Genomic DNA, 25,012 nt, shown 5'->3' on the forward strand with positions numbered 1-25,012 from the left:
ATGCCCGTTTTGCCCATCGTCCAGTACCCCGACCCGATGCTGCGCCGCCCCTGCACCCCGGTGCAGGCAATCGACGCCATCACCCGCCAGCTGGCCGCCGATATGCTGGAAACCATGTACGCCGCCACCGGCCGCGGCCTTGCCGGGTCGCAGGTTGCGGTGCCCAAGCGGATTTTCGTGATGGATTGCACGTGGAAAGAGGGCACGCCCGCGCCCCGCGTCTTCCTGAACCCCGAAATCCTTGAAACCTCGGACTCGCTGGCCCTCAACACCGAAGGCTGCCTGTCGATCCCCGGCGTCCCTGCGCTGGTCGCGCGGCCCGACTGGGTGCTGATGCGCTGGCTGGATCTGGACGGGGTCGCGCAGACCGAGGTGCTCTCGGGCTTCGAGGCCGTCTGCGCCCAGCATGAACTCGACCACCTGAACGGGCGGCTCTGCATCGACCTGATGGACGAAACGGCGCGCGTTGCCGCCTCGCCCGCCCTGACCGCCCTCTCACACCCGGAAACCCCATGATCCGCCGCTGCCTGCCCTGGCCCGACGCGCGCCTGCGCACCCCCGCCGCCCCTGTCGAGACCATCACTGATGAGATCCGCGCGATCTGGACCGACATGATCGACACGATGGAGGCGATGCCCGGCGTCGGCCTTGCCGCACCGCAGATCGGTGTGATGCTGCGGCTGGCGGTAGTCGATGCGTCGGAAGCGCGCGGTCAGGTGGTGCGCATGGCCAACCCCGAGGTGCTGCACGCCTCGGTTCAGCTGCGCCCGCATGACGAGGCCAGCCCCAACCTGCCCGGCGTCCACGCGCAGATCCAGCGGCCTCGCGCGGTGACCGTGCGGTTTCTCAACGAGCAGGGCGCGGTTGAGGAAAAGGATTTTGTCAGCCTCTGGGCGACCTCGGTCCAGCACCAGATCGACCATCTGAACGGCAAGATGTACTTCGACCACCTGAGCAAGGTGAAACGCGACATGCTGCTGCGCAAGGCGAAAAAGCTGGTGAACTAACCCGCGTCGCGGCCAAACAGCCAGCCGATGAAGGCCAGTGCCAGCACGATGGACAGCGGGTAGAGGACCATGAACTGCATGTCTTCCGATCCCAGCTCCCATGGGGCCTTGATCCGGCAGCGGCCGTTCAGGCTGCCAAAGGCGCAGGCGAGGCTGCTGACGTAGATATAGAAGACACAGCCTGCGATGGCCGCAAGGGCGGCGAGCCCGTAAAACACCCGTGATGCGATACGCATAACCCCTCTCCCAGTGCTGATCCCGTTCAGCCAAACGCCGCCGAAAAGGCGCGCAATCCGGGCGGGGTAAAGCGGATATGGCGGCTGTCTTCAACCCGTCGCACCCAACCCTGTGCCTGAAACCGCACCAGCAAGGCCGCGCCCAGCGCGCCCGCCAGATGCGAGCGGCGTTCGGACCAGTCCAGACAGACCCGGCACATCGGCCGCCGCAGCGCCGTCAGCGCGGTCGTGTCGATGCCGAGGCCCGCGATGAACCCGGCACCCTCGGCGCTCAGCCCGACGCTCTCACGCGAGACCACCAGAAACCCGCGCCCGGCCAGACTGTCAAACATCCGCACCGCCGCCGCCCCGGCCATATGGTCGTAACATACCCGCGCCTCGCGCAGCGCCGCGTCATTCGGGCCGGGTTGTGTGCGCATGTGCCCCCGCGTGGCGGCCAGACCCGCCAGCGTTTCGAGTGCCTGCGCGACCTGCTCGTCGGCCAGCGCAAAGAACCGATGCCGTCCCTGCTTGCGTGGCCACAAGAGCCCGGCCTCGGTCAGTTGCTTCAGATGATCCGAGGCCGTCGCCGCGCTCACCCCCGCCGCCTCGGCCAGCTCACGCGCGGTCAGCGCCTGCCCGCCCAAAAGGACCGACAGGATGTTGGCGCGGGTCGGATCGCCGATCAGCGCCGCAATGCGCGAGATGTCTGGACCTTGTCTCATCCCCGCAGTCTGGGGCCGCGCCACGGCGCGCACAAGCCCCGACGCTTCGGCCCGCACCGAAGCATCCGCGCCGGTTTGCGTGGCATGCCGGAACCCGAAAGGAGACCCTTCATGATCCGTCTCATCCCCCTGCTGTCGCTCTTTCCACCCCTGCGCCTGCGCCCGACCCTGCGCCTCTGGCACCGCAACGCCACCACCCGCCGCGACCTGCGCGCCCTCGACACTCACCTGCTGCGCGACATCGGCCTGACCGTCACCGCCGCCCAGCGCGAAGCCCGCCGCCCGTTCTGGCGCCGCTGAGCCGGTGGCGCTTTGCCCCCACCACTGCTAGATCGGAGACGACCACAGCAGCGGAGGCGAACATGCGCGTCATTTTCATGGGAACGCCCGATTTCTCGGTGCCGGTGCTCGATGTGCTGGCCGCCTCGCATGAGGTGGTCTGCGTCTATTGCCAACCCCCCCGCCCCGCCGGTCGCGGCAAGCAGGAACGCCCGACGCCGGTACACGCCCGCGCGCTGGAACTGGGCTTGCCCGTGCGCCACCCGGCCAAACTGCGCGACGCGGCCGAGCAAGAGGCCTTTGCCGCCCTGAACGCCGATATTGCCGTGGTGGTGGCTTACGGGTTGATCCTGCCGCAAGCGGTGCTCGACGCGCCGAAGCACGGTTGCCTGAACATCCACGCCTCGCTCCTGCCGCGCTGGCGCGGGGCGGCGCCGATTCACCGGGCGATCATGGCCGGGGATACGGAAACCGGCGTCTGCATCATGCAGATGGAGGCGGGGCTGGACACCGGCCCGGTCCTGCTGCGCGAGGCCACGCCGATTGGCGATGTGGAGACCACCGACCAGCTGCACGACCGGCTGTCGCTGATGGGGGCGCGGCTGGTGCTGACGGCGCTGGATCAGTTGCCGGACCTGCGGGCCATGCCGCAACCCGAGGAGGGCGTCACCTATGCCGCCAAGATCGACAAGGCCGAAGCCCGGGTGGACTGGACGCAAGACGCCGCCGCCGTCGCCCGCCTGATCCGCGGGCTGTCGCCCTTTCCGGGTGCGTGGTGCGAGACGCCGGTGGGTCGGCTGAAACTGCTCGGTGCCATCGCCGGGCCGGGCACCGGGGCACCGGGCGCGGTGCTCGACGGACTGACCATCGCCTGCGGTACGGGTGCGGTGAAGATCACCCGCGCCCAACGCGAGGGCAAGCGCCCGATGGACGCGGACGAGCTGCTGCGCGGGCTCGACTGGCCAGCCGGAACGCTGCTGGGATGAGCGGGCAAGGGGGGCTTTCCGCCCCCCTCTTCGGCTGACGCCGAATTCACCCCCTGAGAGTATTTTCAACAAGATGATGGCGCGGTGCTTGAAGGGGTACGGGGCGGGCGCTAGCCTTTGAGCATGAGCACAGCCTTTTACACCGACCCCGCCTGTCTGAACCACGCAACGCCCGAGGGCCATCCCGAGCAGGTAGCCCGGCTGGTATCGATTCTGGCCGCGCTCGAGCATCGCGATTTCGCCGGGCTGGACCGGCGGCAAGCGCCGATGGCCGAGGTGGCCGAGCTGCTGCGCTGCCATCCGCAGGACTATATCGACCGTATCCGCGCGGCAGAGCCTGACGCGGGCAATCATCAGCTGGACGCCGATACGTGGATGTCGCCGGGCAGCTGGGCTGCCGCGCTGGCCGGGGTGGGCGCGGTGACGGCGGCGCTGGATGCGGTGGTGGCCGGTGAGGCGCGCAACGCTTTCGCCGCGATCCGCCCGCCCGGCCACCACGCGGAAACCGCCACGCCCATGGGCTTTTGCCTGTTCGGCACCGTTGCCATCGCCGCCAAGCGGGCGCTGGATCACCATGGGCTGAGCCGCGTTGCGGTGCTGGACTTCGACGTGCACCACGGCAATGGCACGCAGGATCTGCTCTGGGACGAGCCGCGCGCGCTGTTCGTGTCCAGCCACCAGTTCCCGCTCTGGCCCGGCACCGGGCGCGCGGAAGAGACCGGACCGCATGGCACCATCCTGAACGTGCCGCTGGCCCCCGGCACGCGCGGACCCGATTTCCGCGACGCTTGGGAGGGGCAGGTGTTCCCCCGGCTCGACATCTTCAAGCCCGAGCTGATCCTGATCTCGGCCGGGTTCGACGCCCATATCGACGATCCGCTGGCCCAACTGGCGCTGACCGAAGAAGATTTCATCTGGATCACCCACCGCATCTGCGATCTTGCCGATGCCCATGCCGGCGGGCGGGTGGTCAGTGCGCTGGAAGGCGGCTATAACCTCGACGCGCTGGCGGCCTCGACCGCGGCGCATATCCGGGTGTTGATGGAGCGTGGCGCATGAAGCCTGTAGCAGACTTGTCGTTTGAGGACGCCCTGCGCGAATTGGAGCAGGTCGTCAGCCAGCTGGAAGGCGGCGCGGTCGATCTGGAGAAATCCATCGCCATCTACGAGCGCGGCGCCGAGCTGAAAAAGCATTGCGAGGCCAAGCTGGCGCAGGCGCAGGCGCGGATCGAACAGATCACGCTGGCCGAGAATGGCCAGCCCGACGGCACCGCCCCTTTCGACGCGCAATGAGCTTCCCGCAGGATCTGGCCAGCGCAGCACTGGCCGTGAACGCCCGGCTGGCGCAGGCGCTGAACGCGCTGCCCGACAGCCGGGTGCGCGCCGCCATGGCGCATGCCGTCCATGGCGGCAAAGGCCTGCGCGGATTTCTGGCGCTGGAAAGCGCCGGGCTGCACGGCGTGCCGCACGTGGCTGCGCTGAATGCGGCGGCAGCAATCGAGGCGATGCATGCCTATTCGCTGGTGCATGACGACCTGCCCGCCATGGATGACGACGATCTGCGCCGGGGACGCCCCACCGTGCACATCGCCTTTGACGAAGCCACCGCGATTCTGGCCGGGGACGCGCTGCAATCGCTGGCGTTTCAGCTGTGCGCCGAAACCGGCAGCGCGCCGCTGACCGCCGCCCTTGCGCAGGCCGCCGGTGCCGCCGGGATGGTGCTAGGTCAGGCGCTGGACATCGAGGCCGAAACCGCCGCCGATCCCCTGACGCTGGAGCAGATCATCCACCTGCAACAGGGCAAGACCGGCGCGCTGTTTCAGTGGTCCTGCACCGTGGGGCCAGTGCTGGCCGGCGGCGACTCAGCCCCGCTGGCCACCTATGCGCAGGCGCTGGGGCTGGCGTTTCAGATCGCCGATGACATTCTGGATTGCGAAGGCGATGCCGCAACAGCCGGAAAACGGCTGCAAAAGGATGCAGAGGCGGGCAAGGCGACCTTTGTGTCGCTGCTCGGCCTTGAACCGGCGCGCGCCCGTGCCGCAGGTTTGATTTCACAGGCCTGTGACGCTCTGGCACCCTATGGCGCGGGGGCCGATTCCTTGCGAGACGCGGCGCGTTTCGTTATCAGCCGCGACAAGTAAAGTTGGAGCGTCCATGAATACCCGTCCCGAAACACCGCTCCTCGACCGCGTGCACAGCCCTGCCGATCTCAAGCGGCTGACCGATCCACAGCTCAAACAGGTCGCTGATGAGTTGCGCGCCGAGACGATCAGCGCGGTGTCGGAAACCGGCGGGCATCTGGGCGCGGGTCTGGGCGTGGTTGAGCTGACCGTGGCGCTGCACGCGATCTTTGACACGCCGCGCGACCGGCTGATCTGGGACGTCTCGCACCAATCCTATCCGCACAAGATCCTGACAGGGCGGCGGGACCGTATCCGCACGCTGCGCATGAAGGACGGGCTGTCGGGCTTCACCAAACGCTCGGAAAGCCCCTACGACCCTTTCGGTGCCGCGCATAGCTCGACCTCGATCAGCGCCGCGCTGGGTTTCAAGGTCGCGCAGGATCTGGGCGGCGCGCCGGACCCGGCGCTGGGCGATGCCATCGCGGTGATCGGCGATGGCAGCATGTCGGCGGGCATGGCGTTTGAGGCGATGAACAATGCGGGCCATCTGGGCAAGCGGATGTTCGTGATCCTGAATGACAACGAGATGTCCATCGCGCCCCCCACCGGCGCACTCTCGTCTTACCTGTCGCGTCTCTATACCGAGCGCCCGCTGCAAGACCTCAAGGCCGCCGCCAAGGGCGCGCTGTCCCTGCTGCCGCCCCCCTTTCAGGAGGGGGCCAAGCGCGCCAAGGACATGCTCAAGCACATGACCGTCGGCGGCACGATGTTCGAGGAACTGGGCTTCAAATACGTCGGCCCCGTTGACGGGCACGACATGGACACGCTGCTGGCCGTCCTGCGCACCGTGCATGACCGCGCCACCGGGCCGACGCTGATCCATGTGCTAACCAAGAAGGGCAAAGGCTATCGCCCCGCCGAGCAGGCGATGGACAAGGGCCACGCCACGGCGAAATTCGACGTGCTGACGGGTAAGCAGCAGAAAGCGCCGTCCAACGCGCCCAGCTACACCAAGGTTTTCGCGCAATCGCTGATCCAGCTGGCCGAGGGCGACGACAAGATCGTCGCCGTCACCGCCGCGATGCCGGATGGCACCGGGTTGAACCTGTTCGCCGAGCGGTTCCCGACCCGCTGCTTCGACGTCGGCATCGCCGAGCAACACGGCGTCACCTTCTGCGCCGCGCTGGCGGCGGGCGGGATGAAGCCGTTCTGCACGATGTATTCGACCTTTCTGCAGCGCGGCTATGATCAGGTCGTGCATGACGTGGCGCTGCAAGGTCTGCCCGTGCGCTTCGCCATCGACCGCGCCGGTCTGGTCGGCGCGGATGGCGCGACGCATGCGGGCAGCTTTGACGTGGCTTACCTCGCCAACCTGCCCGGCATGGTGGTGATGGCCGCCGCCGATGAGGCCGAGCTGGTCCACATGGTCGCCACCGCCGCCGCGCATGATACCGGCCCCATCGCCTTCCGCTTTCCGCGCGGTGAAGGCGTCGGGGTAGAGATGCCCGAGCGCGGCATCCCGCTGGAAATCGGTAAGGGCCGCGTGATGCGAGAGGGCAAGCGCGTGGCGATCCTGTCCTTTGGCACCCGTCTTGCCGAGGTGATGAAAGCAGCCGAGGCGCTGGACGCGCGCGGCATCGCGCCCACCGTCGCCGACGCCCGCTTTGCCAAACCGCTGGACCGCGACCTGATTCTGCGGCTCGCGGCGGACCATGAAGCGCTGATCACCATCGAAGAGGGCGCGGTCGGCGGCTTCGGCAGCCATGTCGCGCAGCTGTTGGCGGAAGAGGGCGTGTTCGACACCGGACTCAAGTTCCGCTCGATGGTGCTGCCTGACGTGTTCATCGACCAGGCCTCGCCGGATCAGATGTATCAGGCGGCTGGGCTGACCGCCGCGGACATCGAAGCGAAAGTGCTCGACGCGCTGGGCGTCGCGCGGATCGGGGCCAAGCGGGCCTGAACAGCCGAGTGCCGCAAAAGCAAACAGCCGCACCCAAAGGGAGCGGCTGTTGTCGTTATCGCTTGGGTGCGATCAGAATTGGTAGCCGAGTCGGAACGCAACGGAATCGATCTGGGTGTCAGCCTGAACGCCGCCGATATTGGCCCCAACCTCGCGACGCACTGCCTCGAGCCCGACGAATGCACCGCGCGTGATGTGGTACTGGACGCCCAGACCATAGCTGTGACCGCTCTGGTTGTTCCAGCTCCCTGACCCGAAGATCTCGGACCGGGCAGCGCCCACGAAGCCGTAGAACAGCACGTTATTCGCGGCGTAGCCGACGCGCCCGCGCAGTTCAAGCGCGTTGCGCTGCCGGTTGATGAAGCCGGGATAGGGCGTGTCAAAGTCGGTATAGTTCAGCTCGCCACCGAAAACGACGTTGCCACGCTGCCAGTTGTACCCGACAAAAGCACCGGGGCCGGTGTCGTTGTCCATCGACGCGATGGTGCCCGAAGCATCGACATGGCCGCGCACCGACGAATAGCTCAGACCGCCGTAAAAACCTTCCCACGAATACTGAGGCGCAGGCATCGGCGCGACCATCACCTCCGGCTCGACGTAAACAACCGGACCCGAGGCCAGCGCAGCCCCCGACGCGACGACCAGCGCAACAACCGAAGCTGCCGAGCCGAGTGAGAGTTTGAGAATTTTTGTCATGTGAACCACCTAATTGTTAAATTCTTATCAATTAGCAGAGGATCACACACCCGCGGCTGCGATTTTTCAAGTCACCTTCAAAATTTGTCGACAATTTCGCGCGAAGTGACGCTTTCCCGCATCACCCCGTGGGTCGCCGCTTGCGCTTGGCTGTTCCGCCACCCCCAAACGCAAACAGCCGCGCCCAAAGGGCGCGGCTGCTGTCGGTATCGCTTGGGTGCGATTAGAAGTGGTAGCCGACGCGCAGCGACACGGTGTCCAGCTCGGACTCGACCGTGGTGCCCAGAACGTCCGCGTCCACGTCGCGACGAGCGAACTCAAGACCAACGGACATGTTGCTGGTGACCATCGCTTCGACGCCCAGACCGTAGACCGGGCCGGTTTGGTTCAGGTCGAAGCCAGGTGCGCCGATTTCCGAACGGGCAGCGCCGACAAAGCCGTACACCATCACGCGGTTGAACGCGTAGCCAGCGCGGGCGCGCAGCTCGAGCGAATCACGCTGGTAGCTGCCCGGAACGAGCGGGTAGGTGCTGTCGAAGTTGGTGTAGCTCAGTTCGCCACCGAACACGAAGCCACCGTTCTGCCAGTTGTAACCGACGAACGCGCCAAAGCCGTTGTCGCTGTCCATGTCGTCGGTACCCAGACCAACGACTTCAGCCGAACCGCTGACGCGCGAGTAGCTCAGACCGCCGTACAGGCCAGCCCAGGACAGAGCAGGCGCCGGCATCGGGGCAACCATGACTTCCGGCTCGTTGTAAACGACCGGGCCCGAGGCCAGGGCGGCGCCAGCAGCGAAACCGAGAGCGGTGACCGAAGCGGCCGAACCAAGGATGAGTTTGCGAATTGCAGTCATTTTTTTCTCCATCGTTAACCGAATGTTAACTTCTGGCCCTACACACACCCGCAGCGCGTTCTCTTCAAGGCATCTCGGACAGATGCCATTTAGGCCGCTTGCGGGTGAAACATTCGCGCATCACCCGCACCCAGCTGGGGCACCTTAAATATCTGTAAAATATGGATATTCCAAAAATAGGCGCCTTTCCGCCCATGAAAAGTGACACCGTCACACGAGTGTGATGGAACCCGGCCGACGGAGCGTGCCACAAAAGCTCCAGAGCGCCCTCGCTGCCACCGCCGCAGACCGCATCCAGAACGTGGCGCGACCCAGCCAAACAAGGGCTTTTCCGCAGGCGACCTCTCGGCCTGACCCGACGCGCCCTCTTTCTTTTATCCGCACACCCCCCTATCTTTGTGTATGGAACAACACTCCCCCTCCCGTCATGCTGTCACGCACCCGCCGCATCTTTGCGGCAGGGAGGGGTTGACCTTTTGATGAGACGTTTATGAAACCCACCCGTTCACTGCCGACCGAAACCGCCCCGCAGGCCGAACCGCGCGCCTTCACCGATGCCGCGCAGGCCGTCGCCTATCTGCAGACACTCTATTCTCAGGCCACCGATTTCCTTGCCGCCAGCTTCCGCGCCGCGTTGAAGGACGGCACGCCCAAGGCCCGCTACCGCGCCTATTATCCTGAGCTGCGCGTCACCACGACGACCTATGACCAGCCCGACAGCCGCCTCGCCTATGGCTATCTGCCCGAGCCGGGCACCTATGCCACCTCGATCACCCGGCCCGATCTGTTCTCGAACTACCTCAAGCAGCAGATCGAGCTTTTGCTGAAGAATCACGGCCAGCCGGTGATGGTCGGCTATTCTGACACGCCGATCTCGCTGCACTTCGCGATGGCCGGGCGGCATGATGTGAACATGTCGGGCGAGCTGACCTTTACCCTGCGCGACGTGTTCGACGTGCCGGACCTGTCGATCACCAACGACGACATCGTCAACGGGGAAGGCGTGCGCAACGCCGACGGCTCGGTCCCGCTGGCCCCGTTCACCGCGCAGCGGGTGGATTACTCGCTGGCCCGTCTGGCGCACTATACCGCCACCGACCCCGAGCATTTCCAGAACCACGTGCTGTTCACCAACTACCAGTTCTATGTCGATGAATTCGAGGCCTACGCCCGCCAAGCCCTGTCCGACCCTGACAGCGGCTACACCGCCTTTGTCGCGCCCGGCAATGCCGAGATCACCGATGCCAACGCCGCCCTGCCCGTCCTGCCGCGCCTGCCGCAGATGCCGACCTACCACCTGAAACGCGCGGGCGGTCAGGGCATCACGCTGGTCAACATCGGCGTCGGTCCGTCCAACGCGAAAACCGCCACTGACCACATCGCCGTCTTGCGCCCGCATGCCTGGCTGATGGTCGGGCACTGCGCCGGTCTGCGCAACTCGCAAAGCCTTGGCGATTTCGTGCTGGCGCATGGCTACCTGCGCGAAGACAAGGTGCTGGACGAGGATCTGCCGCTCTGGGTGCCGATCCCGGCGCTGGCCGAGATCCAGATCGCCCTGCAAGACGCGGTGGCCGACATTACCCAGCTGTCGGGCTATGAGCTGAAAAAGATCATGCGCACCGGCACCGTCGCGACCGTCGACAACCGGAACTGGGAGCTGCGCGACCAGTCCGGCCCGGTGCAGCGCCTGTCCCAGTCCCGCGCCATCGCGCTGGACATGGAATCGGCCACCATCGCCGCCAACGGCTTTCGCTTCCGCGTTCCCTACGGCACCTTGCTCTGCGTCTCGGACAAGCCGCTGCATGGCGAGCTAAAGCTGCCCGGCATGGCTTCGGCCTTTTACAAGACGCAAGTCGCCCGCCACCTGCTGATCGGCGTGCGCGCCATGGAGCATCTGCGCGACATGCCGCTGGACCGCATCCACAGCCGCAAACTGCGCAGTTTTGATGAGACGGCGTTCCTGTGAGGCAGCCTGAGTTTTGACGACGTTCCCTGCCGTCGACACCACAGACGCCTTCGACGCATGGCGTCAGGACCCCGGCCAATGGCAGACCCTCGCCCGGAGCATCGCGCGCGCGGCGGGGCTTGCCGGGCGGGATCTGACGGCCTTTGGCGACAGCACCAATCTGGTGATCGATGTCGATGGCGCGGCGATCCTCAAGATCTTTCCGCCGCTCTATCACCCCCAGTTCCTCAGCGAATGCGCCGCCCTGCACCGGCTGGCCGGGCAGCTCTCTGTCGCCATCCCCCGGATCATCGCCGCCGATGAGCAGGACGGGTGGTCATGGCTGGTGATGACCAAGCTGGACGGGGTCGTCGGCTCAGCCGTCTGGCCGCAGCTATCGGACCGCGAGCGCGCCGCGATCCTGCATGACGTCGGACGGGTGATTGCCGAGGTTCACGCTCTTCCGCCCGCTGACCTCGCTCAGATCGGCACGCCCTGGCCCGACTTCATCCGCGCGCAGGCCAGCACCTGCGTCGCGCGTCACCGCGCGCAGGGTCTGGCCGCCACCCTGCTGGACGATCTTGCCGCCCTTGTGCGCGAGGCCCCCACACTGATCCCGCTGGACGAACCGCCTGTCATCCTGATCAGCGACCTGATCCCGCAGAACCTCCTTCTCTCGGACCGGGCTGGCCACTGGCGGCTGTGCGCGCTCATTGATTTTGGCGATGTCAGAACCGGCTGGTGGGAATACGATCTGCTCGGGCCCAGCGCCCTGATGTGTGACGGCAAGCCCGATCTGGTACACAGCCTGTTTGACGGCTACGGCACCGCCGCTGACAACGCGATGCGGCGGCGGTTGCTGATCCACATGGCGCTGCATCATGCGAGCGATTTTCGCAACATGACGATCCCCGACTGGGAAAAGCGAATCGCCAGCCTCTACGACCTTGAACAGGTGATCTGGCCCGGCACCTGACGCTCCGGCGTCATGCGGCGCCAGAAAGCCGCTTCTCCATCACGAAATTGGTCAGCGTCACACCCGCCCGCTCGCTCTGCTGTTCACGCAGCACGCGCCAGCCCTGCTGCTCGAACAACCCGCGCACCAGATGGCTGGCCTGAGCATGCAACCGCTCAAGCCCGGCCTCCTGCGCCAAGTCCTCGATCCGCGCGTAAAGCCGCCCGCCGACACCCTGCCGCTGGTGCGCAGGCGCAACGAAGGCAAGGTCGATATAGCCCTGCGCGTCCAGCGTCATAAAGCCCACCGGCTTGCCCGCCACCCGCGCCACCAGCGTCTGCTGCCCGGTTAACCGACGCGCCCAGTCAGGCCCCGCAGGCACACGCGGAGCCCAGGCGCGTCGCTGATCCGCATCATAGAACCCCGCCGCCCCCTGACGCACCGCGTCAAAAAAGACAGTGCCCAGCTGATCCGCCTCGGCAGGATCCATGAAACCGATCTCGACCATCCGCATCGCGCGCCTGTGGCCTCACGGCCAGACCGGCGCGCCCTCCAGTCCGGCGGTCTCGGGCAGACCACAGATCAGGTTGGCGTTCTGCACCGCCTGCCCCGCCGCGCCCTTGCCCAGATTGTCGACCACCCCCATCGCCATCACCAGATTGCGCTCGGGATCGGCGGCATAGCTGACAAACGACAGGTTCGAGCCGGTGGCCCATTTCGTCTGCGGCGGCTGATCCGTCACCCGCACGAAGGCCCGGTCCGCATAGAACTGCCGCGCCGTGTCGAGGCACTGCTGCGTCGTCGCCTGACCCCGCGCATAGATCGTCACCAGCACGCCGCGCGTCATCGGCACCAGATGCGGCGTGAACACCAGCCCGTCGGCCTTGCCACCGCTCAACCGTTCGATCGTCGTCGCCATCTCGGGCATATGGGTGTGCTTGAGCAACCCGTAGGGCTGCAGGTTCTCATTGCTGCCCGCATAGCTGAACCGGCTGTCCGCCCCACCGCGCCCGGCGCCCGAAATCCCGGTCTTGGCGTCGATGATGATATTGCCCGGCTCGATCAGCTTGCCCGCCAGCAACGGTGCCAAAGCGTTCAGCGTGGCGACCGGAAAGCAGCCGGGATTGGCCACGCGGGTCTGCCCCGCCATCTGCTCGGGCCAGACATCGGCCAGCCCGTAAGCCCAGCCGTCGACATAACGATGATCCCCGCCAATATCGACGATCTTCACCCCCGCCGGCACCCGTGCCAGCCCCTCGGCCGACGACCCCGTCGGCAGCGACGCGAACAGCACGTCCAGTTCCGGCAGCGCCTCAGGATCCCATTTCTGGACAACCAGCCCGGCCAGCCGGGGCGGCACACCGGGGAAAAGTTCGACCAGCCGACGGCCCGCACTGCCCTCACCCGCCGCATAAACCAGCTCGAACGACGGATGGCCCGCGATCAATCGCATCGCCTCGCCGCCGCCAAAACCGCTGATCCCGACAATGCCGACGCGAATGCTCATGTGCCTGTCCCTTTGCTGGTGAGAGCGAACCCGCGCGCACCATCACGGATCCGCGAAACAATGTCCACGTGCTCCCGAACCCGCCGAAACCCGCCATCAGGCAAGTTCCCTGATACCCACAGCCCTAAAACGCCCTCTCAGAACCAGCTTTCCCCTTCACAGCCTGTCTTTTCGGCGTTTTCACGCTGGCGTGCTCGCCTTTGCGATTGCCTGATCCGAAGCTTGCCGATAGACGCGCTGGACAATGACGTGGAGCCGCCTCGCCCCGCGTCTGAACGCTTGACCTACGGAGAGCAACAATGAACAAACCGATGACCAAGACCCAGCTCGTAGCCGCCCTCGCCGAGCAGATGGGCGCCGACAAGAAAACCGCCACCGCCGCGCTGGACGGCATCGCGGCCATCGTCGCGACCGAAGTTGCCGCTGGCGGCGCTGTCACCCTGCCCGGCATCGGCAAAGTCGCCTGCCGCGCCCGCCCTGAGCGCGAAGTGCGCAACCCGGCCACCGGTGAGACCCTGACCAAAGCCGCCGACCGCGCGGTCAAAGTCACCGTCGCCAAGGCTCTGAAAGACGCCGTGGCCTGACGCCACCCGTCAGCGTACACGACCGCTCAGGCCGCCCCCACGGGCGGCCTTTTGCGTGCGCCCGCTTCGCGCCGCATTAACCCGGCCGTGGTCCCTTGGCGCTTTGCTCAAGGGAACCGCCGATGGACCTCCAGCACCTGCCCCGCACCGATATCCTCGCCGATGCCCTGCTGCGCGACCGCCTCACCTGTGACCCCGAGGCCCTCGCCGCCCTGCAAGCCTCCATCGCCAGCGAAGGCCTGCGCCAACCGGTCGAGGTCTTCCCCATCACCGGCGACACCCCCTGGGGCCTGCTCGCCGGGCACCGCCGCCTCCAATGCCTTGATGCGCTCAACCGCCTGACCCCCGGCAGCTGGGACACCATCCCCTGCGTGATCCGCAAACCCGCCGATATTCCGCAGGCCATGGCCCTGATGGTCTCGGAAAACGAGATGCGCGCGCAGATTTCCCCCTGGGAAAAGGGCGCGCTGCTCTGCGAGGCCGTCGAGTTCGGCCTTTTCGACAGTATCGAGGCTGCCACCGACGCGCTCTACCCCACGCTCACCCGGCAGGCCCGCTCGCGCCTGCGCGGCTTTGGTCGCGTGGTCGAGGTGCTGGGCGATCTGATGACCCATCCGCATACCCTGTCCTCGGCGCGCATGGACCGGCTCGCCGTCGCCATCCGCGCCGGTCTGGGCGAGATCATGGTCGAAGCCCTCCACCCCGTTGGCCGCGCCTCGGCGGATCGCCAGTGGCGCGCCTTGCTGCCTGCGATTTCCGAGGCCATCCTGCTCCCCGACGACCCCGACGCCGCCCCCACCTCGCGGATCAGCCGCACCCCCCGCCCCCGCCGCCTGCTCCGCCTGAACCGGGGCATCACCCTGCGCCGCGAATGGACGGTCTCCGGCTGGACCATCCGCATCGACGCCCGCCACGCCGATCACCCGGGGATCGTGGACGACATTCTGGATCTGGTGGAGGAGTGGTTTGAGAGGAGGGTGTGAGGGGGCCCGCCCCCATCGCCACCAGTGTAGGGTGGGGTTCCACCCCACCATCCCCGCCACACCCCTGCGCCAATGTCCGGGGAACCCCGACCAACCCACACAGCCGGTAGGGTGCGCATTCATTGCGCACCCTACGTTTCCCTTCCCCCACCGTCTTCCTCGTTATCCCTGCTGACAGCCAGCCGTAGGTCGGGGTTCACCCCGACTCTCTCTCTCTCCCGCGACCGACACGCGACGCCCGGCACCTCCATGCGCCAATGTCGGGGTGAACCCCGACCTACGGGCTATCCGTCCCGTCCACACGGCGCACCCACAACCTCAATTCCCCTACTGGACTCACCCCCACCCCGGGGACATCTCTTAACAAAACCTGAATCCCTCCCCACAACCCGTTGATTTCCCTCAATCCACACCCTTGTCCCATCGTGGGACACCCCTTTCCCTGCCCCGTTTTCCCCGGTATCCCTGCTGGCGGGGCCCCGGTCGTGGCCCGGACAAGGGGACCGCATGGATTTCAAAGCCCTCCTGATGGGCCTCGCCTTCGCCTTCATGTGGTCCTCGGCCTTCACCTCGGCCCGGATGATCGTCGTCGACGCCCCGCCGCTCCTGTCCCTCTCGGCCCGCTTCCTTGTTTCCGGCCTGATCGGCGTCGCCCTTGCCCGCCTGATGGGCGAGACGTGGCGGCTGACCCGTGCCCAGTGGCGCGCCACGATCATCTTCGGGATCTGCCAGAACGGCGCCTATCTCGGCCTCAACTTCATCGCCATGCAGTGGATCGAGGCCTCGGCCGCCGCCATCATCGCCTCGACCCTGCCGCTGATGGTCGCGTTGGCCGGGTTCGTGTTCTTCGGCGACCGCCTGAAACCCCTTGCCATCGCCGGGCTGGTCGCCGGCTTCGGCGGCGTCATCCTGATCATGGGCGCGCGGCTGGGCGGCGGGCTGGACCCGCTCGGCGTCGCCCTCTGCGTGCTCGCCGCGATGGCCCTCACCGTCGCCACCCTCGCCCTGCGCGGCGCTTCCTCGGGCGGCAACGTGATGATGGTCGTCGGGCTGCAGATGCTGATCGGGGCGGTTGTGCTGATCGGCCCCTCGCTGACCTTCGAGACGCTCTCGGTCAACCTGACGCCCCGCCTGATCCTCGCCTTCCTCTACACCACCCTCGTTCCCGGCCTCGCCGCGACATGGGTCTGGTTCAAGCTGGTGCAGCGCATCGGCGCTGTCCGGGGCGCGACCTTCCACTTTCTCAACCCGTTCTTCGGCGTCGCCATCGCCGCCGCCCTGCTCGGTGAAACGCTGGGTATGGTCGATATCATCGGCGTAGCGATCATCATGGCCGGAATTCTGGCGGTCCAGCTTTCCAAGGCCCCACCCGCGCGCTAGTTTCCCCTCATGACCAAGCCACCCCGCTACCAGCGCCGCCGCCGCAGCCCGCCGGGAACCCCTCCCGGCACGCTGACCGCTGACCCCGATGCCGGCGAAACCCGCGTCCGCGCGATCCGCTTTAATGCGGATGGCGTGACCGAGGATGCCAGCCTTGCCCCCTGCGATACGGGCAGCATCCTGTGGCTGAACATCGACGGTCTGGCTGATACCGAGATGCTGCAGAAGATCGGCACCAGCTTCGGCCTGCACCCGCTGGCGCTGGAAGACGTGGTCAACGTCCACCAGCGCCCCAAGGCCGAGGAATACGAGGCCCACCAGTTCATCGTCCTGCGCATGCCCGAGCCGGGCAAAGAAGGGCTGCACACCGAACAGGTGTCGATCTTTCTCGGCGATGGTTTCGTCATCACCATGCAGGAACACGAAGGCGACGTGTTCGACCCCGTCCGCACCCGCCTGCGCAACCCGTTGGGACAGATGCGCAAACGCGGAGCCGACTACCTGTGCTACGCGCTGATCGATGCGGTGATCGACGCGTATTTCCCGGCGCTCGAAGCGCTGGGTGAAAAGCTCGAACAGCTCGAAGACACCGTCGTCTTCGACCCCGACGCGGTCGATATGGGCGAGATCCACGTCCTCAAGCGCGAACTGATGAGCCTTCGCAGCGCCATTTTGCCGATGCGCGACGTCGTCGCCACCCTTCAGCGCGAGGAAACCCAGCGCTTTTCGGACAACACCCGCCTCTACCTGCGCGACTGTCAGGACCACGCGGTGCAGCTGATCGAAACCATCCAGACCTACCGCGAGATCGCCACCGGGCTGGTGGACATCCTGCTCTCCAGCCAGTCCAACCGCGCGAATGAGGTCATGCAAGTCCTCACCCTCATCGCCACGATCTTCATTCCGCTGACCTTCATCGTCGGCGTCTATGGCATGAATTTCGACGACATGCCCGAGCTGCACTGGCGCTACGGCTACCCGGTGGTGATGGGCATCATGGGCCTGATCGCCGTGGTTCTCGCGATCTGGTTTTACCGCAAGGGCTGGCTCGGCCGCCGCTGATCCCAACTTTATGCCCTAAATATCCCGGGGGTAGGCCGACAGGCCGTAGGGGGCAGCGCCCCCTGCGCGCGGCGAGGGGGCTCGATGCCCCCGAGCCGCGCCACCCGCTCACCGCGCACTGCGCGGCATCGGGTTTGTCCCCGCCTTATACGCCGACCAGTCCGTGACATCAGGGTAGAACTGCCGCCGCCACGCCCGCACCCGCGGGTTCATCAGCCGCCGCCAAAGGGGCGGGATTGCGGCCACGGCCAGCAAGGTCGGATAGCCCAGCGGCAGTTGCGGGGCTTGCTCGGTGGTATAGGTCTGCAGCAGGGGAAAGCGGCGGTCGGGTTTGTAATGGTGATCCGAATGGCGCTGTAAATTGATCAGCAGCCAGTTCGACGCCCGGTGCGCCGCGTTCCACGAATGGCGCGGCAGCACATGCTCATAGCGCCCCTCGCCCAGATGCCGGCGGGTCAGGCCGTAGTGCTCGATGTAATTGGTCAGCTCCAGATGCAGCACCGCGATCAGTGCCTGCCACACGAACAGCCCCAGCCCCAGCCAGCCGCCGACCACAAACGCCAGCAGCAGAAACGCCGCCTGCAACGCCGCATAGCGCCAGAACGGGTTCGCAGCCGCCCAGGGCGATTTCCCCGCCCGGGCCAGCATCGCCGCCTCGGCCCGCCAGGCCGAGCGCGGGCAGTCGCGCAGCACCCGCCAGAAGAAACGCCAGAACCCTTCGTTATAGCGCGCGGTCACCGCGTCGCGCGGGGTGGCGACCCACAGGTGATGCACCCGCAGATGTTCGCTGCGGAAATGGCTGTACAAAGTCGAGGCCATCAGCAGATCCCCAAGCCAACGCTCGGACGCCGTCTTCTGGTGCATCAGCTCATGCGCATACACGATGCCAACCGCACCGGTCGCAATGCCAAGGCCATAGAACAGGATCAGCATCTCAGGACCCGTCAGCGTGCCGCGATGCGTCACCCACCACAGCGCGCCATAGATCAGCCCGAACTGCACCGGAAACCAGATCAGGGTGATCAGGCGATACCAGAACAACTGGCCAAGCGGCGCGTCGGTCTGCGGGTTGTCCTCATTCAGCCCGGTGAACCAGTCGAGCAGCGAAAACAGCCCGGCGGAATAGAGCACGGGCAGGATCAGCCACCAGCCGCCCCAGACGGTGCCCGCCGCCAGAATGGGCACAAACCCCAGCGACAGCCAGAACGGCAGGGCCGAGGCAAGCGAGCCGAGCGGGCGGGTTTGGGTCATCGCGAACCTCCGGTTGCCAGCAGTCTATGCCCCCTCGCGCCCGGCGAAAAGATCGCCGCTTGCCGCATGGTCCCAGACCTTGCGCATCACCGTTGGCAGCGCGCCGGGATCAAAATCCGGGCGGAAGTCGCCGGTTTCAGGGTTCACCGCTTGGGGCACACGGGCGGTGGCGACGGTCAGCTCCAGATGGAAATGCGTGAACGTATGCTTCACCACCCCCGGCAGCAGCGCCCAATCCGCCGTCAGCGGCGGTGCGGGGGTCGGATCGTCGCCCCAGTCGCTGCCCGGCCAGCCGGGCATCCCGCCCAGCAATCCCTTGGGCGGGCGGGTTTCCAACAGCGGCGCGCCATCCTCGCGGATCGCGACATAGGCGATCCCCCGGCGCGTCGGCTTCGGCGTCTTGGCCGTCTTGACCGGCAGCTCTGCCGCGATCCCCTGCTCCTGCGCCAGACAGAACCCGGCCAGCGGGCAGTCACCACAGCGCGGTGCGCGCGGCGTGCAGACCGTCGCACCCAGATCCATCATCGCCTGCGCGAAATCGCCGGCTCGCTCGTCAGGCGTCAGCCGGGTCGCCAGCCTGGCCAGCATCGGCTTGGACTTGGGCATCGGGTCACGCACCGCAAACAGCCGCGCCACCACCCGCTCGACATTGCCATCCACCACCGTCTCGCTGCGATCAAACGCAATCGCCGCTACCGAGGCGGCGGTATACGCCCCGATCCCCGGCAAAGCCCGCAACCCGTCCAGCGTATCGGGGAACCCGCCCTGCCCCGCCACCGCCCGCGCGCAGGCGATCAGATTGCGGGCGCGGGCGTAATAGCCAAGCCCCGCCCATTCCGCCATCACCTCGGTATCCTGCGCCGCCGCCAAAGCCTCAACCGTCGGCCAGCGCGTGGTGAAACGGTGGAAATACGCCTTCACCGTCGCCACCGTGGTTTGCTGCAACATCACCTCGCTCAGCCAGACGCGGTACGGATCGGGCACCACCCCCGCAGCACGCTCGGCCGGGCCGACGCGCCACGGCAGCACTCGCGCCGCGCGGTCATACCAGCGCAACAGCGCGCCCGAGACCTGATCCCGATCAATTCCGTCACGCATTCTTGAGCCTCCTCTCTCCGCGACCACTGGCCTCGGCCGTGGAACTGACTAGAATACTGTGAACCAAGACGAAAGCACGCCCCACGGATGACCGCTCCCGCCGATCCCTCGACCAAGCCGCGCTGGAAAGGCGCGCGCCGCATGCGCGGCTTCGAGCCGGCCAGCGGTCTGTTGCGCGATCATATCCGCAAGGCGGGCGAAACGCATGGATTTGCCACAACCCGGCTGCTCACCCACTGGGCCGAGGTCGCAGGGCCTGATCTGGCGGCGCTGTGTACGCCCGTCAAGGTCAGCTATGCGCAAAAGGGCTTTGGCGCGACGCTGACGGTGCTGGCCTCAGGGGCCGCAGCACCCTTGGTGCAGATGCAACTGGAACCGCTGCGCGAACGGGTCAACGCGATCTACGGCTATGCCGCGATCGCACGGATCAAGGTCACGCAGACCTCGTCGCGCGGGCTGGCAGGCGGGCTGGCTGAAAGCCAGCGCGCCTTTGAACGTGCCAACATCGCACCACCGTCACCGCAGGCACTGGCACGGGCACGCACGGTTGTCGACAGCCTGACCGAGGGCGTTGCCGACAGCGGGCTCAAGGCTGCGCTGGACCGGATGGCCACCAACATTTTGACAAAAGAGACAAGGCGCGGACCGAAGGGGCTCGCGGACGAAGGAAAGGATAACGCATGAATAGACGTTCATTTCTGCTTTCGGGGGTCGCCGCTGTGGTTGCCATCGGCGGTTACGGTGCCTGGACCCGCCTGAACGGCGGCAATGCGCCCGCGCTCGGCTCGACACTGATCGAACCCAGCGCTGCCCATGCGCAAACCACCGAGGGACAGGTCGACACCTCTCGCGTGACCGAGATGGTGATCAACCCGGACGCCGAGGTGACCCTGATGGAGTTCGCCTCGTTCACCTGCCCGCACTGCGCCAACTTCCACGCCACCGTCTGGCCGCAACTCAAGGCCGAGTATATCGACACCGGCCTGGTCAAGTTTGTTTATCGCGAAGTCTATTTCGACGCCTATGGCCTGTGGGCCGCGCTGGTCGCCCGTTGCGGCGGCGAGATGCGCTATTTCGGCATCGTCGACATGCTCTATGACGAGCAGCGCGAATGGGCGCAGGGTGACGATCCCAACGTCGTCGCCGACAACCTGCGCCGTATTGGCCGCCGCGCTGGCATGACCGACGACCAACTGAGCGAATGCCTGACCGACCGCGACCTCGCCACGGCGATGATGCAGGTCTATCAGGAAGGCATGACCGAGTACGAAGTGACCGGCACCCCATCCTTTGTCATCGACGGCACCACCTATTCCAACATGAGCATGGACGAGTTCCGCGCCATACTTGATCCGCTCCTGAACCGGGGATGAGCGCGAAACCTCTGGCGGGCCTGCGCGTGATCGAGCTGGCCCGCATCCTTGCGGGGCCTTGGGCGGGTCAGACTCTGGCCGATCTGGGGGCCGAGGTGATCAAGGTCGAAGCGCCCGAGGGCGACGACACCCGCCAATGGGGCCCGCCCTTTATCGACCGCGACGGTACCCCCGTCGCGGCCTATTTCCATGCCGCAAACCGGGGGAAACGCTCGGTCGTTGCCGATTTCCGAACGGCTGATGGACAGGCCAAGGTCAAGGCGCTGCTGGCCGACGCGGATATCGTCATCGAGAACTTCAAGGTCGGCGGCCTGAAGAAATACGGGCTGGATTACGACAGCTTGCGGGCCGAGTTTCCCCGGTTGATCTACTGCTCGATCACCGGTTTCGGGCAAGACGGGCCGTATGCCCACCGCGCCGGGTATGACTACATCATTCAGGGCATGTCCGGCCTGATGTCGATCACCGGCCCGGCCGAGGGCGAGCCGCATCGCGTCGGCGTCGCGGTGACGGATCTGTTCACCGGGGTCTATTCGACAACCGCGGTGCTTGCCGCCGTGATCGAACGCAGCCGCACCGGGCTGGGCGCGCATGTCGATATGAGCCTGCTGGACTGCGCCGTGTCGGTGATGGCCAATCAGGCGATGAACTACCTGGCCACCGGCACGCCGCCGGGACGAACGGGGAACTGGCACCCCAATCTGGTGCCCTATCAGGTGTTTGAATGCTGTGACGGGCATATCATCATCGCCACGGGGAATGACGGCCAGTACCAACGCCTGTGCCGCGCGCTGGGGCTTGAGGCGCTGATCACCGATCCCCGCTTCCTCGCCAACGCCGACCGGGTAAAACACCGGGCCGAACTGGCCGAGGCACTGACAGCCGCGACGCGCAGCTGGTCAAAGGCAGGCTTGCTCAAAGCCTGCGAAGACCATGGCATCCCGGCGGGTCCGATCAACACGATGGACGAGGTTTTCACCGACCCCCAAGTCATTGCACGCGGCATGCAACTGGACCTCGGTGCACACGCGGGTGTCCGCTCGCCCTTTGTGTTCAACGGCGTCCGTTCTGGCGCCGACCGCCCTGCTCCGGTGCTGGGTGAGGGCGACAGAAAGGGGGGCTAGCCCCCCTCTGCGCGCAAGCGCGCATTCACCCCCCAGGATATTTGAAGAGCAAAGAGGCGCGATTTACCCAATATTAAGGTTACCGCGCCACGCTGGAGAAACGGTACAGGCAGGGATGCCGATGACCGTGAGCGAAGACGACGGCGTGGTCCCTGCGGATCACGCCGTTTGCCGTTCTTTGCTCCCCTAAATATCCCGGGGGGCAAGGGGGCAGCGCCCCCAACGCGCCGCGTAGCGGCGCCCGGCCCAAACGGCGGAGCGGATCTTTGATCCGTGACAGAGTGCGGGAGCCGCTGGACGCCGCCGTCAGCCCCACGGTCCCGGCTGTGCGCCGCCTGACGGCGCAGTTGCAGGCCGTGCGCGACCGGTCTGCCCCATGCTCTGCGCCAGCTTTTCCAGCGCGGCGATGCGGTTCTCGGTCGCCGGGTGGGTTGAGAACAGCTTGTCGCGCGCATGGGCATGCAGCGGGTTAATGATGAACATATGCGCCGAGGCCGGGTTGCGCTCTGCCGTGTCATTGTCGATCCGCGCGGCATAGGTCTGGATCTTGCCCAGCGCGTCGGCCAGCCACAAAGGGTGCCCGCAGATCTCGGCCCCGATGCGGTCCGCCTCGTACTCACGCGAGCGCGACACCGCCATCTGCACCAGACCGGCCGCCATCGGCGCAAGGATCATCATCGCGATCATCGCAATCGGGTTCGCCCGCCGGTCGCCGCCGCGAAAGAACATCGCGAAATTGGCCAGCATGGCGATGGCCCCGGCGAAGGTTGCGGTCACTGTCATGATCAGCGTGTCGTAATTCTTGATATGCGCCAGTTCATGCGCGACCACCGCCGCCACCTCATCGCGTGACAGCCGCTGCATCAGCCCGGTCGACACCGCCACAGCTGCGTTGTCCGGGTTGCGCCCTGTAGCAAAGGCGTTGGGCTGGTCGCTGTCGATCACATAGACCGCAGGCGGCGGCAGGTCGGCGTTGCGGGCCAGTTCCATGACGATCTGCTGCAGCTCGGGTGCGGTATAGGCGTCAACCGGCCGCGCGTTGTGCATGCGCAGCACCGCCTTGTCCGAGTTCCACCACGCATAAAGGTTCATCGCTGCCGCCACAACAAAGGCGATCAGCGCCCCGGCCGAGCCGCCGATCAGGTAGCCCATCGCCAGAAACAGGGCGGTCATCGCCGCCATCAGGATCCCGGTCTTGACGTAACCCATGGTTTTCTCCGTCGCTATGACGTCTGATATGGGGAGCCTTGGGCGGCCTGCAAGATCACACCAGCCCTTCGGCTTTGAACAGCGCCAGCACATCCGCGCGAGGGCGTGCGCCGATATGGCCGATGACCTCGGCCGCCGCGATGCAGCCCATGCGCCCGCTGGTTTCCAGCGAGTGCCCGTTCACCAGTCCGAACAGGAACCCCGCCGCGAACTGGTCGCCCGCGCCCGTCGCATCGACCGGCACAACCGTCTTCACCGGTGCGGTGACGCGGTGGCCGTTGTGCATCAGCACTACCGGCTCGCCCGAGCGGGTGCAGACCACGATCTCGCAATCGGCCTGCGCCTTGGCCAGCGCCTCGTCCAGATCATTGACCTGATAGAGCGAGGTCCATTCCTGCTCATTCCCGATCACGTAATCCATCTCGTTCGCCACCAGACGCCGGAAATCGGCGCGGTGGCGGTCTACGCAGAACGGGTCCGACAGCGCGATACCGACGCGGCCCCCGGCCTTGCGGCAGGCGCGGGCGGCTTTCAGGAAAGCCTCCTTGCCCTTGTTCTTGTCGAAGAGATATCCCTCAAGAAACAGCACCTCGGTATCGGCCATGACCGCCGGGTCCACGTCATCGGGGCCAACTTCAGCTGAAATGCCCAGATAGGTGTTCATCGAACGCTCGCCATCCGGCGTCACAAAGATCATCGAGCGCGAGGTGGGCAGCTCGCCGCCCGACACCGGCGGGTTCACAAAGGCCGTGCCGGTGCGCTCGGTATCCTGGGCAAAGAACCGGCCCAGCCCGTCATCGCGCACCCGCCCGATCAGCGCCGTGCGCAGCCCCAGCGCGCCCGCCCCGGCGATGGTGTTGCACACCGACCCGCCCGAGGCTTCCTGCCGGTCCTTCATCGCGCCGTAAAGCGTCTCGGCGCGTTCGCGTTCGATCAGCTGCATGATGCCCTTGCGGATGCCCATGTGGTCCAGAAAATGGTCGTTCACCGTGCTGATGACATCGACGATGGCGTTGCCGATGCCGGCGACTTGGTACTTTTTCACAGGGTTTTCTCCTCGAACGGGCAGAGGTCACGGATCAGGCAGACCGGACAATTGGGTTTGCGCGCCTTGCAGACATAGCGGCCGTGCAGGATCAGCCAGTGGTGCGCGTGATGTTGGAATTCGGCGGGGATGTTGTCTTCAATCGCGCGCTCGACGGTTTCGACATCCTTGCCGGGGCAGATGCCGGTGCGGTTGCCGATGCGAAAGATATGCGTGTCGACGGCCTGCGCGGGCACGCCCCACCACATGTTCAGCACGACATTCGCCGTCTTGCGCCCGACGCCCGGCAGCGATTGCAGCGCCGCGCGGGATGAGGGCACTTCGCCGCCATACTGGTCAACCAGGATCTGGCTCAATTTGATGACATTCCTGGCCTTGTTGCGGAACAGGCCGATGGTCTTGATGTGCTGAATCAGCCCCTCTTCGCCCAGCGCCAGCATCTTTTGCGGCGTGTCGGCGATGGGGAACAGCGCGCGCGTCGCCTTGTTCACGCCGACATCGGTCGCCTGCGCCGACAGGGCTACGGCCACCAGCAGGGTGAAAGCGTTGGTATGCTCCAGCTCGCCTTTCGGCTCGGCCTCCTCGGCCTGAAAGCGCAGGAAGATCTCTTTGAGCGTCAGATAATCGAGTTGGGCGGCCATAGGGGCTCTTTG

Annotated in this window: 28 protein-coding genes; 17 read left to right on the forward strand and 11 right to left on the reverse strand. The window is 66.1% G+C overall.

Annotated features, from left to right (window positions below):
- Entirely contained in the window at positions 1-516 is a 516-nt protein-coding gene (def, locus tag EAE28_RS10925; protein WP_127106104.1) for a peptide deformylase, read from the forward strand.
- Positions 513-1,007, forward strand: a complete 495-nt coding sequence (def, locus tag EAE28_RS10930) for a peptide deformylase (RefSeq protein ID WP_127106106.1) — start codon at positions 513-515, stop codon at positions 1,005-1,007. Before def (EAE28_RS10925) ends, def (EAE28_RS10930) begins: the two co-directional genes overlap by 4 nt.
- Here def (EAE28_RS10930) and EAE28_RS10935 read toward each other — a convergent pair.
- Together EAE28_RS10935 and EAE28_RS10940 are read right to left on the reverse strand one after the other, a co-directional pair.
- Positions 1,004-1,243, reverse strand: a complete 240-nt coding sequence (locus EAE28_RS10935; RefSeq protein ID WP_127106108.1) for a methionine synthase — start codon at positions 1,241-1,243, stop codon at positions 1,004-1,006. The genes def (EAE28_RS10930) and EAE28_RS10935 overlap by 4 nt on opposite strands.
- Before the next feature lie 26 nt (positions 1,244-1,269).
- Positions 1,270-1,947 carry an ArsR/SmtB family transcription factor gene (locus EAE28_RS10940; RefSeq protein WP_127106110.1) on the reverse strand — a complete coding sequence of 226 codons (678 nt, stop codon included), beginning with the start codon at positions 1,945-1,947 and terminating at the stop codon, positions 1,270-1,272.
- A 111-nt stretch (positions 1,948-2,058) separates the two neighbouring features.
- Here EAE28_RS10940 and EAE28_RS10945 point away from each other — a divergent pair, with 111 nt between their 5' ends.
- The 6 genes from EAE28_RS10945 to dxs all read left to right on the forward strand — a co-directional run bounded on the left by EAE28_RS10945 (position 2,059) and on the right by dxs (position 7,294).
- Positions 2,059-2,247, forward strand: coding sequence for a DUF1127 domain-containing protein (locus tag EAE28_RS10945; protein WP_181954487.1), 189 nt, complete (start codon positions 2,059-2,061; stop codon positions 2,245-2,247).
- Positions 2,248-2,309: 62 nt separating this feature from the next.
- A complete protein-coding gene (gene fmt, locus EAE28_RS10950) occupies positions 2,310-3,212 on the forward strand; it encodes a methionyl-tRNA formyltransferase (protein WP_127106114.1) in 903 nt (300 codons plus the stop codon).
- A gap of 123 nt (positions 3,213-3,335) precedes the next feature.
- Positions 3,336-4,271, forward strand: a complete 936-nt coding sequence (locus EAE28_RS10955) for a histone deacetylase family protein (RefSeq protein WP_127106116.1) — start codon at positions 3,336-3,338, stop codon at positions 4,269-4,271.
- On the forward strand, positions 4,268-4,504 hold the full coding sequence (locus EAE28_RS10960) for an exodeoxyribonuclease VII small subunit (RefSeq protein ID WP_127106118.1): 237 nt from the start codon (positions 4,268-4,270) through the stop codon (positions 4,502-4,504). The genes EAE28_RS10955 and EAE28_RS10960 overlap by 4 nt, the downstream gene beginning before the upstream one ends.
- Entirely contained in the window at positions 4,501-5,352 is an 852-nt protein-coding gene (locus tag EAE28_RS10965) for a polyprenyl synthetase family protein (protein WP_127106120.1), read from the forward strand. Before EAE28_RS10960 ends, EAE28_RS10965 begins: the two co-directional genes overlap by 4 nt.
- Positions 5,353-5,365: 13 nt before the next feature.
- On the forward strand, positions 5,366-7,294 hold the full coding sequence (gene dxs / locus EAE28_RS10970) for a 1-deoxy-D-xylulose-5-phosphate synthase (RefSeq protein ID WP_127106122.1): 1,929 nt from the start codon (positions 5,366-5,368) through the stop codon (positions 7,292-7,294).
- A gap of 72 nt (positions 7,295-7,366) precedes the next feature.
- Here dxs and EAE28_RS10975 read toward each other — a convergent pair whose 3' ends face one another.
- Both EAE28_RS10975 and EAE28_RS10980 read right to left on the reverse strand, forming a co-directional pair.
- Positions 7,367-7,990, reverse strand: coding sequence for an outer membrane protein (locus tag EAE28_RS10975; protein ID WP_127106124.1), 624 nt, complete (start codon positions 7,988-7,990; stop codon positions 7,367-7,369).
- 223 nt (positions 7,991-8,213) lie between these two features.
- Positions 8,214-8,843, reverse strand: coding sequence for an outer membrane protein (locus EAE28_RS10980; protein ID WP_164736613.1), 630 nt, complete (start codon positions 8,841-8,843; stop codon positions 8,214-8,216).
- Positions 8,844-9,333: 490 nt separating this feature from the next.
- Here EAE28_RS10980 and EAE28_RS10985 point away from each other — a divergent pair, with 490 nt between their 5' ends.
- The gene (locus tag EAE28_RS10985) at positions 9,334-10,809 is read left to right on the forward strand and encodes an AMP nucleosidase (protein WP_127106128.1); all 1,476 of its coding nucleotides are present in this window, start codon (positions 9,334-9,336) and stop codon (positions 10,807-10,809) included.
- Between the two features lie 13 nt (positions 10,810-10,822).
- Positions 10,823-11,764 carry a phosphotransferase family protein gene (locus tag EAE28_RS10990; RefSeq protein ID WP_127106130.1) on the forward strand — a complete coding sequence of 314 codons (942 nt, stop codon included), beginning with the start codon at positions 10,823-10,825 and terminating at the stop codon, positions 11,762-11,764.
- A gap of 10 nt (positions 11,765-11,774) precedes the next feature.
- Here EAE28_RS10990 and EAE28_RS10995 read toward each other — a convergent pair whose 3' ends face one another.
- On the reverse strand, positions 11,775-12,257 hold the full coding sequence (locus EAE28_RS10995; RefSeq protein ID WP_127106132.1) for a GNAT family N-acetyltransferase: 483 nt from the start codon (positions 12,255-12,257) through the stop codon (positions 11,775-11,777).
- Positions 12,258-12,272: 15 nt separating this feature from the next.
- Positions 12,273-13,250, reverse strand: a complete 978-nt coding sequence (argC, locus tag EAE28_RS11000) for an N-acetyl-gamma-glutamyl-phosphate reductase (protein WP_127106134.1) — start codon at positions 13,248-13,250, stop codon at positions 12,273-12,275.
- A gap of 299 nt (positions 13,251-13,549) precedes the next feature.
- Here argC and EAE28_RS11005 point away from each other — a divergent pair, with 299 nt between their 5' ends.
- The 4 genes from EAE28_RS11005 to corA all read left to right on the forward strand — a co-directional run bounded on the left by EAE28_RS11005 (position 13,550) and on the right by corA (position 17,259).
- On the forward strand, positions 13,550-13,834 hold the full coding sequence (locus EAE28_RS11005; protein WP_127106136.1) for an HU family DNA-binding protein: 285 nt from the start codon (positions 13,550-13,552) through the stop codon (positions 13,832-13,834).
- A gap of 122 nt (positions 13,835-13,956) precedes the next feature.
- A complete protein-coding gene (locus EAE28_RS11010) occupies positions 13,957-14,817 on the forward strand; it encodes a ParB/RepB/Spo0J family partition protein (protein ID WP_127106138.1) in 861 nt (286 codons plus the stop codon).
- Between the two features lie 507 nt (positions 14,818-15,324).
- Positions 15,325-16,197, forward strand: a complete 873-nt coding sequence (locus tag EAE28_RS11015; RefSeq protein ID WP_127106140.1) for a DMT family transporter — start codon at positions 15,325-15,327, stop codon at positions 16,195-16,197.
- A gap of 9 nt (positions 16,198-16,206) precedes the next feature.
- A complete protein-coding gene (gene corA / locus EAE28_RS11020; RefSeq protein ID WP_127106141.1) occupies positions 16,207-17,259 on the forward strand; it encodes a magnesium/cobalt transporter CorA in 1,053 nt (350 codons plus the stop codon).
- 108 nt (positions 17,260-17,367) lie between these two features.
- Here corA and EAE28_RS11025 read toward each other — a convergent pair whose 3' ends face one another.
- Positions 17,368-18,510 carry an alkane 1-monooxygenase gene (locus EAE28_RS11025; RefSeq protein WP_127106143.1) on the reverse strand — a complete coding sequence of 381 codons (1,143 nt, stop codon included), beginning with the start codon at positions 18,508-18,510 and terminating at the stop codon, positions 17,368-17,370.
- A gap of 24 nt (positions 18,511-18,534) precedes the next feature.
- A complete protein-coding gene (locus tag EAE28_RS11030) occupies positions 18,535-19,608 on the reverse strand; it encodes an A/G-specific adenine glycosylase (RefSeq protein ID WP_127106145.1) in 1,074 nt (357 codons plus the stop codon).
- An 87-nt stretch (positions 19,609-19,695) separates the two neighbouring features.
- On the opposite strand from EAE28_RS11030, the gene EAE28_RS11035 reads away from it, so the two are divergent.
- From EAE28_RS11035 to EAE28_RS11045, 3 genes are read left to right on the forward strand one after another with little or no spacing between them, the layout of a single operon-like run.
- The gene (locus EAE28_RS11035) at positions 19,696-20,292 is read left to right on the forward strand and encodes a DUF721 domain-containing protein (protein WP_127106147.1); all 597 of its coding nucleotides are present in this window, start codon (positions 19,696-19,698) and stop codon (positions 20,290-20,292) included.
- A complete protein-coding gene (locus EAE28_RS11040; protein ID WP_127106149.1) occupies positions 20,289-20,981 on the forward strand; it encodes a DsbA family protein in 693 nt (230 codons plus the stop codon). The genes EAE28_RS11035 and EAE28_RS11040 overlap by 4 nt, the downstream gene beginning before the upstream one ends.
- A complete protein-coding gene (locus EAE28_RS11045) occupies positions 20,978-22,105 on the forward strand; it encodes a CaiB/BaiF CoA transferase family protein (RefSeq protein WP_127106151.1) in 1,128 nt (375 codons plus the stop codon). Before EAE28_RS11040 ends, EAE28_RS11045 begins: the two co-directional genes overlap by 4 nt.
- 306 nt (positions 22,106-22,411) lie before the next feature.
- Here EAE28_RS11045 and htpX read toward each other — a convergent pair whose 3' ends face one another.
- Genes htpX through nth form a run of 3 tightly spaced genes read right to left on the reverse strand, consistent with a single transcriptional unit; the run spans position 22,412 to position 25,000 of the window.
- The gene (htpX, locus tag EAE28_RS11050; RefSeq protein WP_127106153.1) at positions 22,412-23,314 is read right to left on the reverse strand and encodes a zinc metalloprotease HtpX; all 903 of its coding nucleotides are present in this window, start codon (positions 23,312-23,314) and stop codon (positions 22,412-22,414) included.
- A gap of 55 nt (positions 23,315-23,369) precedes the next feature.
- Positions 23,370-24,359 carry an adenosine kinase gene (locus EAE28_RS11055; protein ID WP_127106155.1) on the reverse strand — a complete coding sequence of 330 codons (990 nt, stop codon included), beginning with the start codon at positions 24,357-24,359 and terminating at the stop codon, positions 23,370-23,372.
- Entirely contained in the window at positions 24,356-25,000 is a 645-nt protein-coding gene (gene nth, locus EAE28_RS11060) for an endonuclease III (protein WP_127106157.1), read from the reverse strand. Before nth ends, EAE28_RS11055 begins: the two co-directional genes overlap by 4 nt.
- Positions 25,001-25,012 lie beyond the last annotated feature (12 nt).

It is taken from the genome of Pararhodobacter zhoushanensis, from assembly GCF_003990445.1.
GTDB classification, from domain to species: domain Bacteria; phylum Pseudomonadota; class Alphaproteobacteria; order Rhodobacterales; family Rhodobacteraceae; genus Pararhodobacter; species Pararhodobacter zhoushanensis.

Bases quoted from the DNA above. Each gene is read 5' to 3' on its own strand.
- def (WP_127106104.1), top strand. From the start codon at position 1: ATGCCCGTTTTGCCCATCGTCCAGTACCCCGACCCGATGCTGCGCCGC.
- def (WP_127106106.1), top strand. From the start codon at position 513: ATGATCCGCCGCTGCCTGCCCTGGCCCGACGCGCGCCTGCGCACCCCC.
- EAE28_RS10935 (WP_127106108.1), bottom strand. From the start codon at position 1,243: ATGCGTATCGCATCACGGGTGTTTTACGGGCTCGCCGCCCTTGCGGCC.
- EAE28_RS10940 (WP_127106110.1), bottom strand. From the start codon at position 1,947: ATGAGACAAGGTCCAGACATCTCGCGCATTGCGGCGCTGATCGGCGAT.
- EAE28_RS10945 (WP_181954487.1), top strand. From the start codon at position 2,059: ATGATCCGTCTCATCCCCCTGCTGTCGCTCTTTCCACCCCTGCGCCTG.
- fmt (WP_127106114.1), top strand. From the start codon at position 2,310: ATGCGCGTCATTTTCATGGGAACGCCCGATTTCTCGGTGCCGGTGCTC.
- EAE28_RS10955 (WP_127106116.1), top strand. From the start codon at position 3,336: ATGAGCACAGCCTTTTACACCGACCCCGCCTGTCTGAACCACGCAACG.
- EAE28_RS10960 (WP_127106118.1), top strand. From the start codon at position 4,268: ATGAAGCCTGTAGCAGACTTGTCGTTTGAGGACGCCCTGCGCGAATTG.
- EAE28_RS10965 (WP_127106120.1), top strand. From the start codon at position 4,501: ATGAGCTTCCCGCAGGATCTGGCCAGCGCAGCACTGGCCGTGAACGCC.
- dxs (WP_127106122.1), top strand. From the start codon at position 5,366: ATGAATACCCGTCCCGAAACACCGCTCCTCGACCGCGTGCACAGCCCT.
- EAE28_RS10975 (WP_127106124.1), bottom strand. From the start codon at position 7,990: ATGACAAAAATTCTCAAACTCTCACTCGGCTCGGCAGCTTCGGTTGTT.
- EAE28_RS10980 (WP_164736613.1), bottom strand. From the start codon at position 8,843: ATGACTGCAATTCGCAAACTCATCCTTGGTTCGGCCGCTTCGGTCACC.
- EAE28_RS10985 (WP_127106128.1), top strand. From the start codon at position 9,334: ATGAAACCCACCCGTTCACTGCCGACCGAAACCGCCCCGCAGGCCGAA.
- EAE28_RS10995 (WP_127106132.1), bottom strand. From the start codon at position 12,257: ATGCGGATGGTCGAGATCGGTTTCATGGATCCTGCCGAGGCGGATCAG.
- argC (WP_127106134.1), bottom strand. From the start codon at position 13,250: ATGAGCATTCGCGTCGGCATTGTCGGGATCAGCGGTTTTGGCGGCGGC.
- EAE28_RS11005 (WP_127106136.1), top strand. From the start codon at position 13,550: ATGAACAAACCGATGACCAAGACCCAGCTCGTAGCCGCCCTCGCCGAG.
- EAE28_RS11010 (WP_127106138.1), top strand. From the start codon at position 13,957: ATGGACCTCCAGCACCTGCCCCGCACCGATATCCTCGCCGATGCCCTG.
- EAE28_RS11015 (WP_127106140.1), top strand. From the start codon at position 15,325: ATGGATTTCAAAGCCCTCCTGATGGGCCTCGCCTTCGCCTTCATGTGG.
- corA (WP_127106141.1), top strand. From the start codon at position 16,207: ATGACCAAGCCACCCCGCTACCAGCGCCGCCGCCGCAGCCCGCCGGGA.
- EAE28_RS11025 (WP_127106143.1), bottom strand. From the start codon at position 18,510: ATGACCCAAACCCGCCCGCTCGGCTCGCTTGCCTCGGCCCTGCCGTTC.
- EAE28_RS11030 (WP_127106145.1), bottom strand. From the start codon at position 19,608: ATGCGTGACGGAATTGATCGGGATCAGGTCTCGGGCGCGCTGTTGCGC.
- EAE28_RS11035 (WP_127106147.1), top strand. From the start codon at position 19,696: ATGACCGCTCCCGCCGATCCCTCGACCAAGCCGCGCTGGAAAGGCGCG.
- EAE28_RS11040 (WP_127106149.1), top strand. From the start codon at position 20,289: ATGAATAGACGTTCATTTCTGCTTTCGGGGGTCGCCGCTGTGGTTGCC.
- EAE28_RS11045 (WP_127106151.1), top strand. From the start codon at position 20,978: ATGAGCGCGAAACCTCTGGCGGGCCTGCGCGTGATCGAGCTGGCCCGC.
- htpX (WP_127106153.1), bottom strand. From the start codon at position 23,314: ATGGGTTACGTCAAGACCGGGATCCTGATGGCGGCGATGACCGCCCTG.
- nth (WP_127106157.1), bottom strand. From the start codon at position 25,000: ATGGCCGCCCAACTCGATTATCTGACGCTCAAAGAGATCTTCCTGCGC.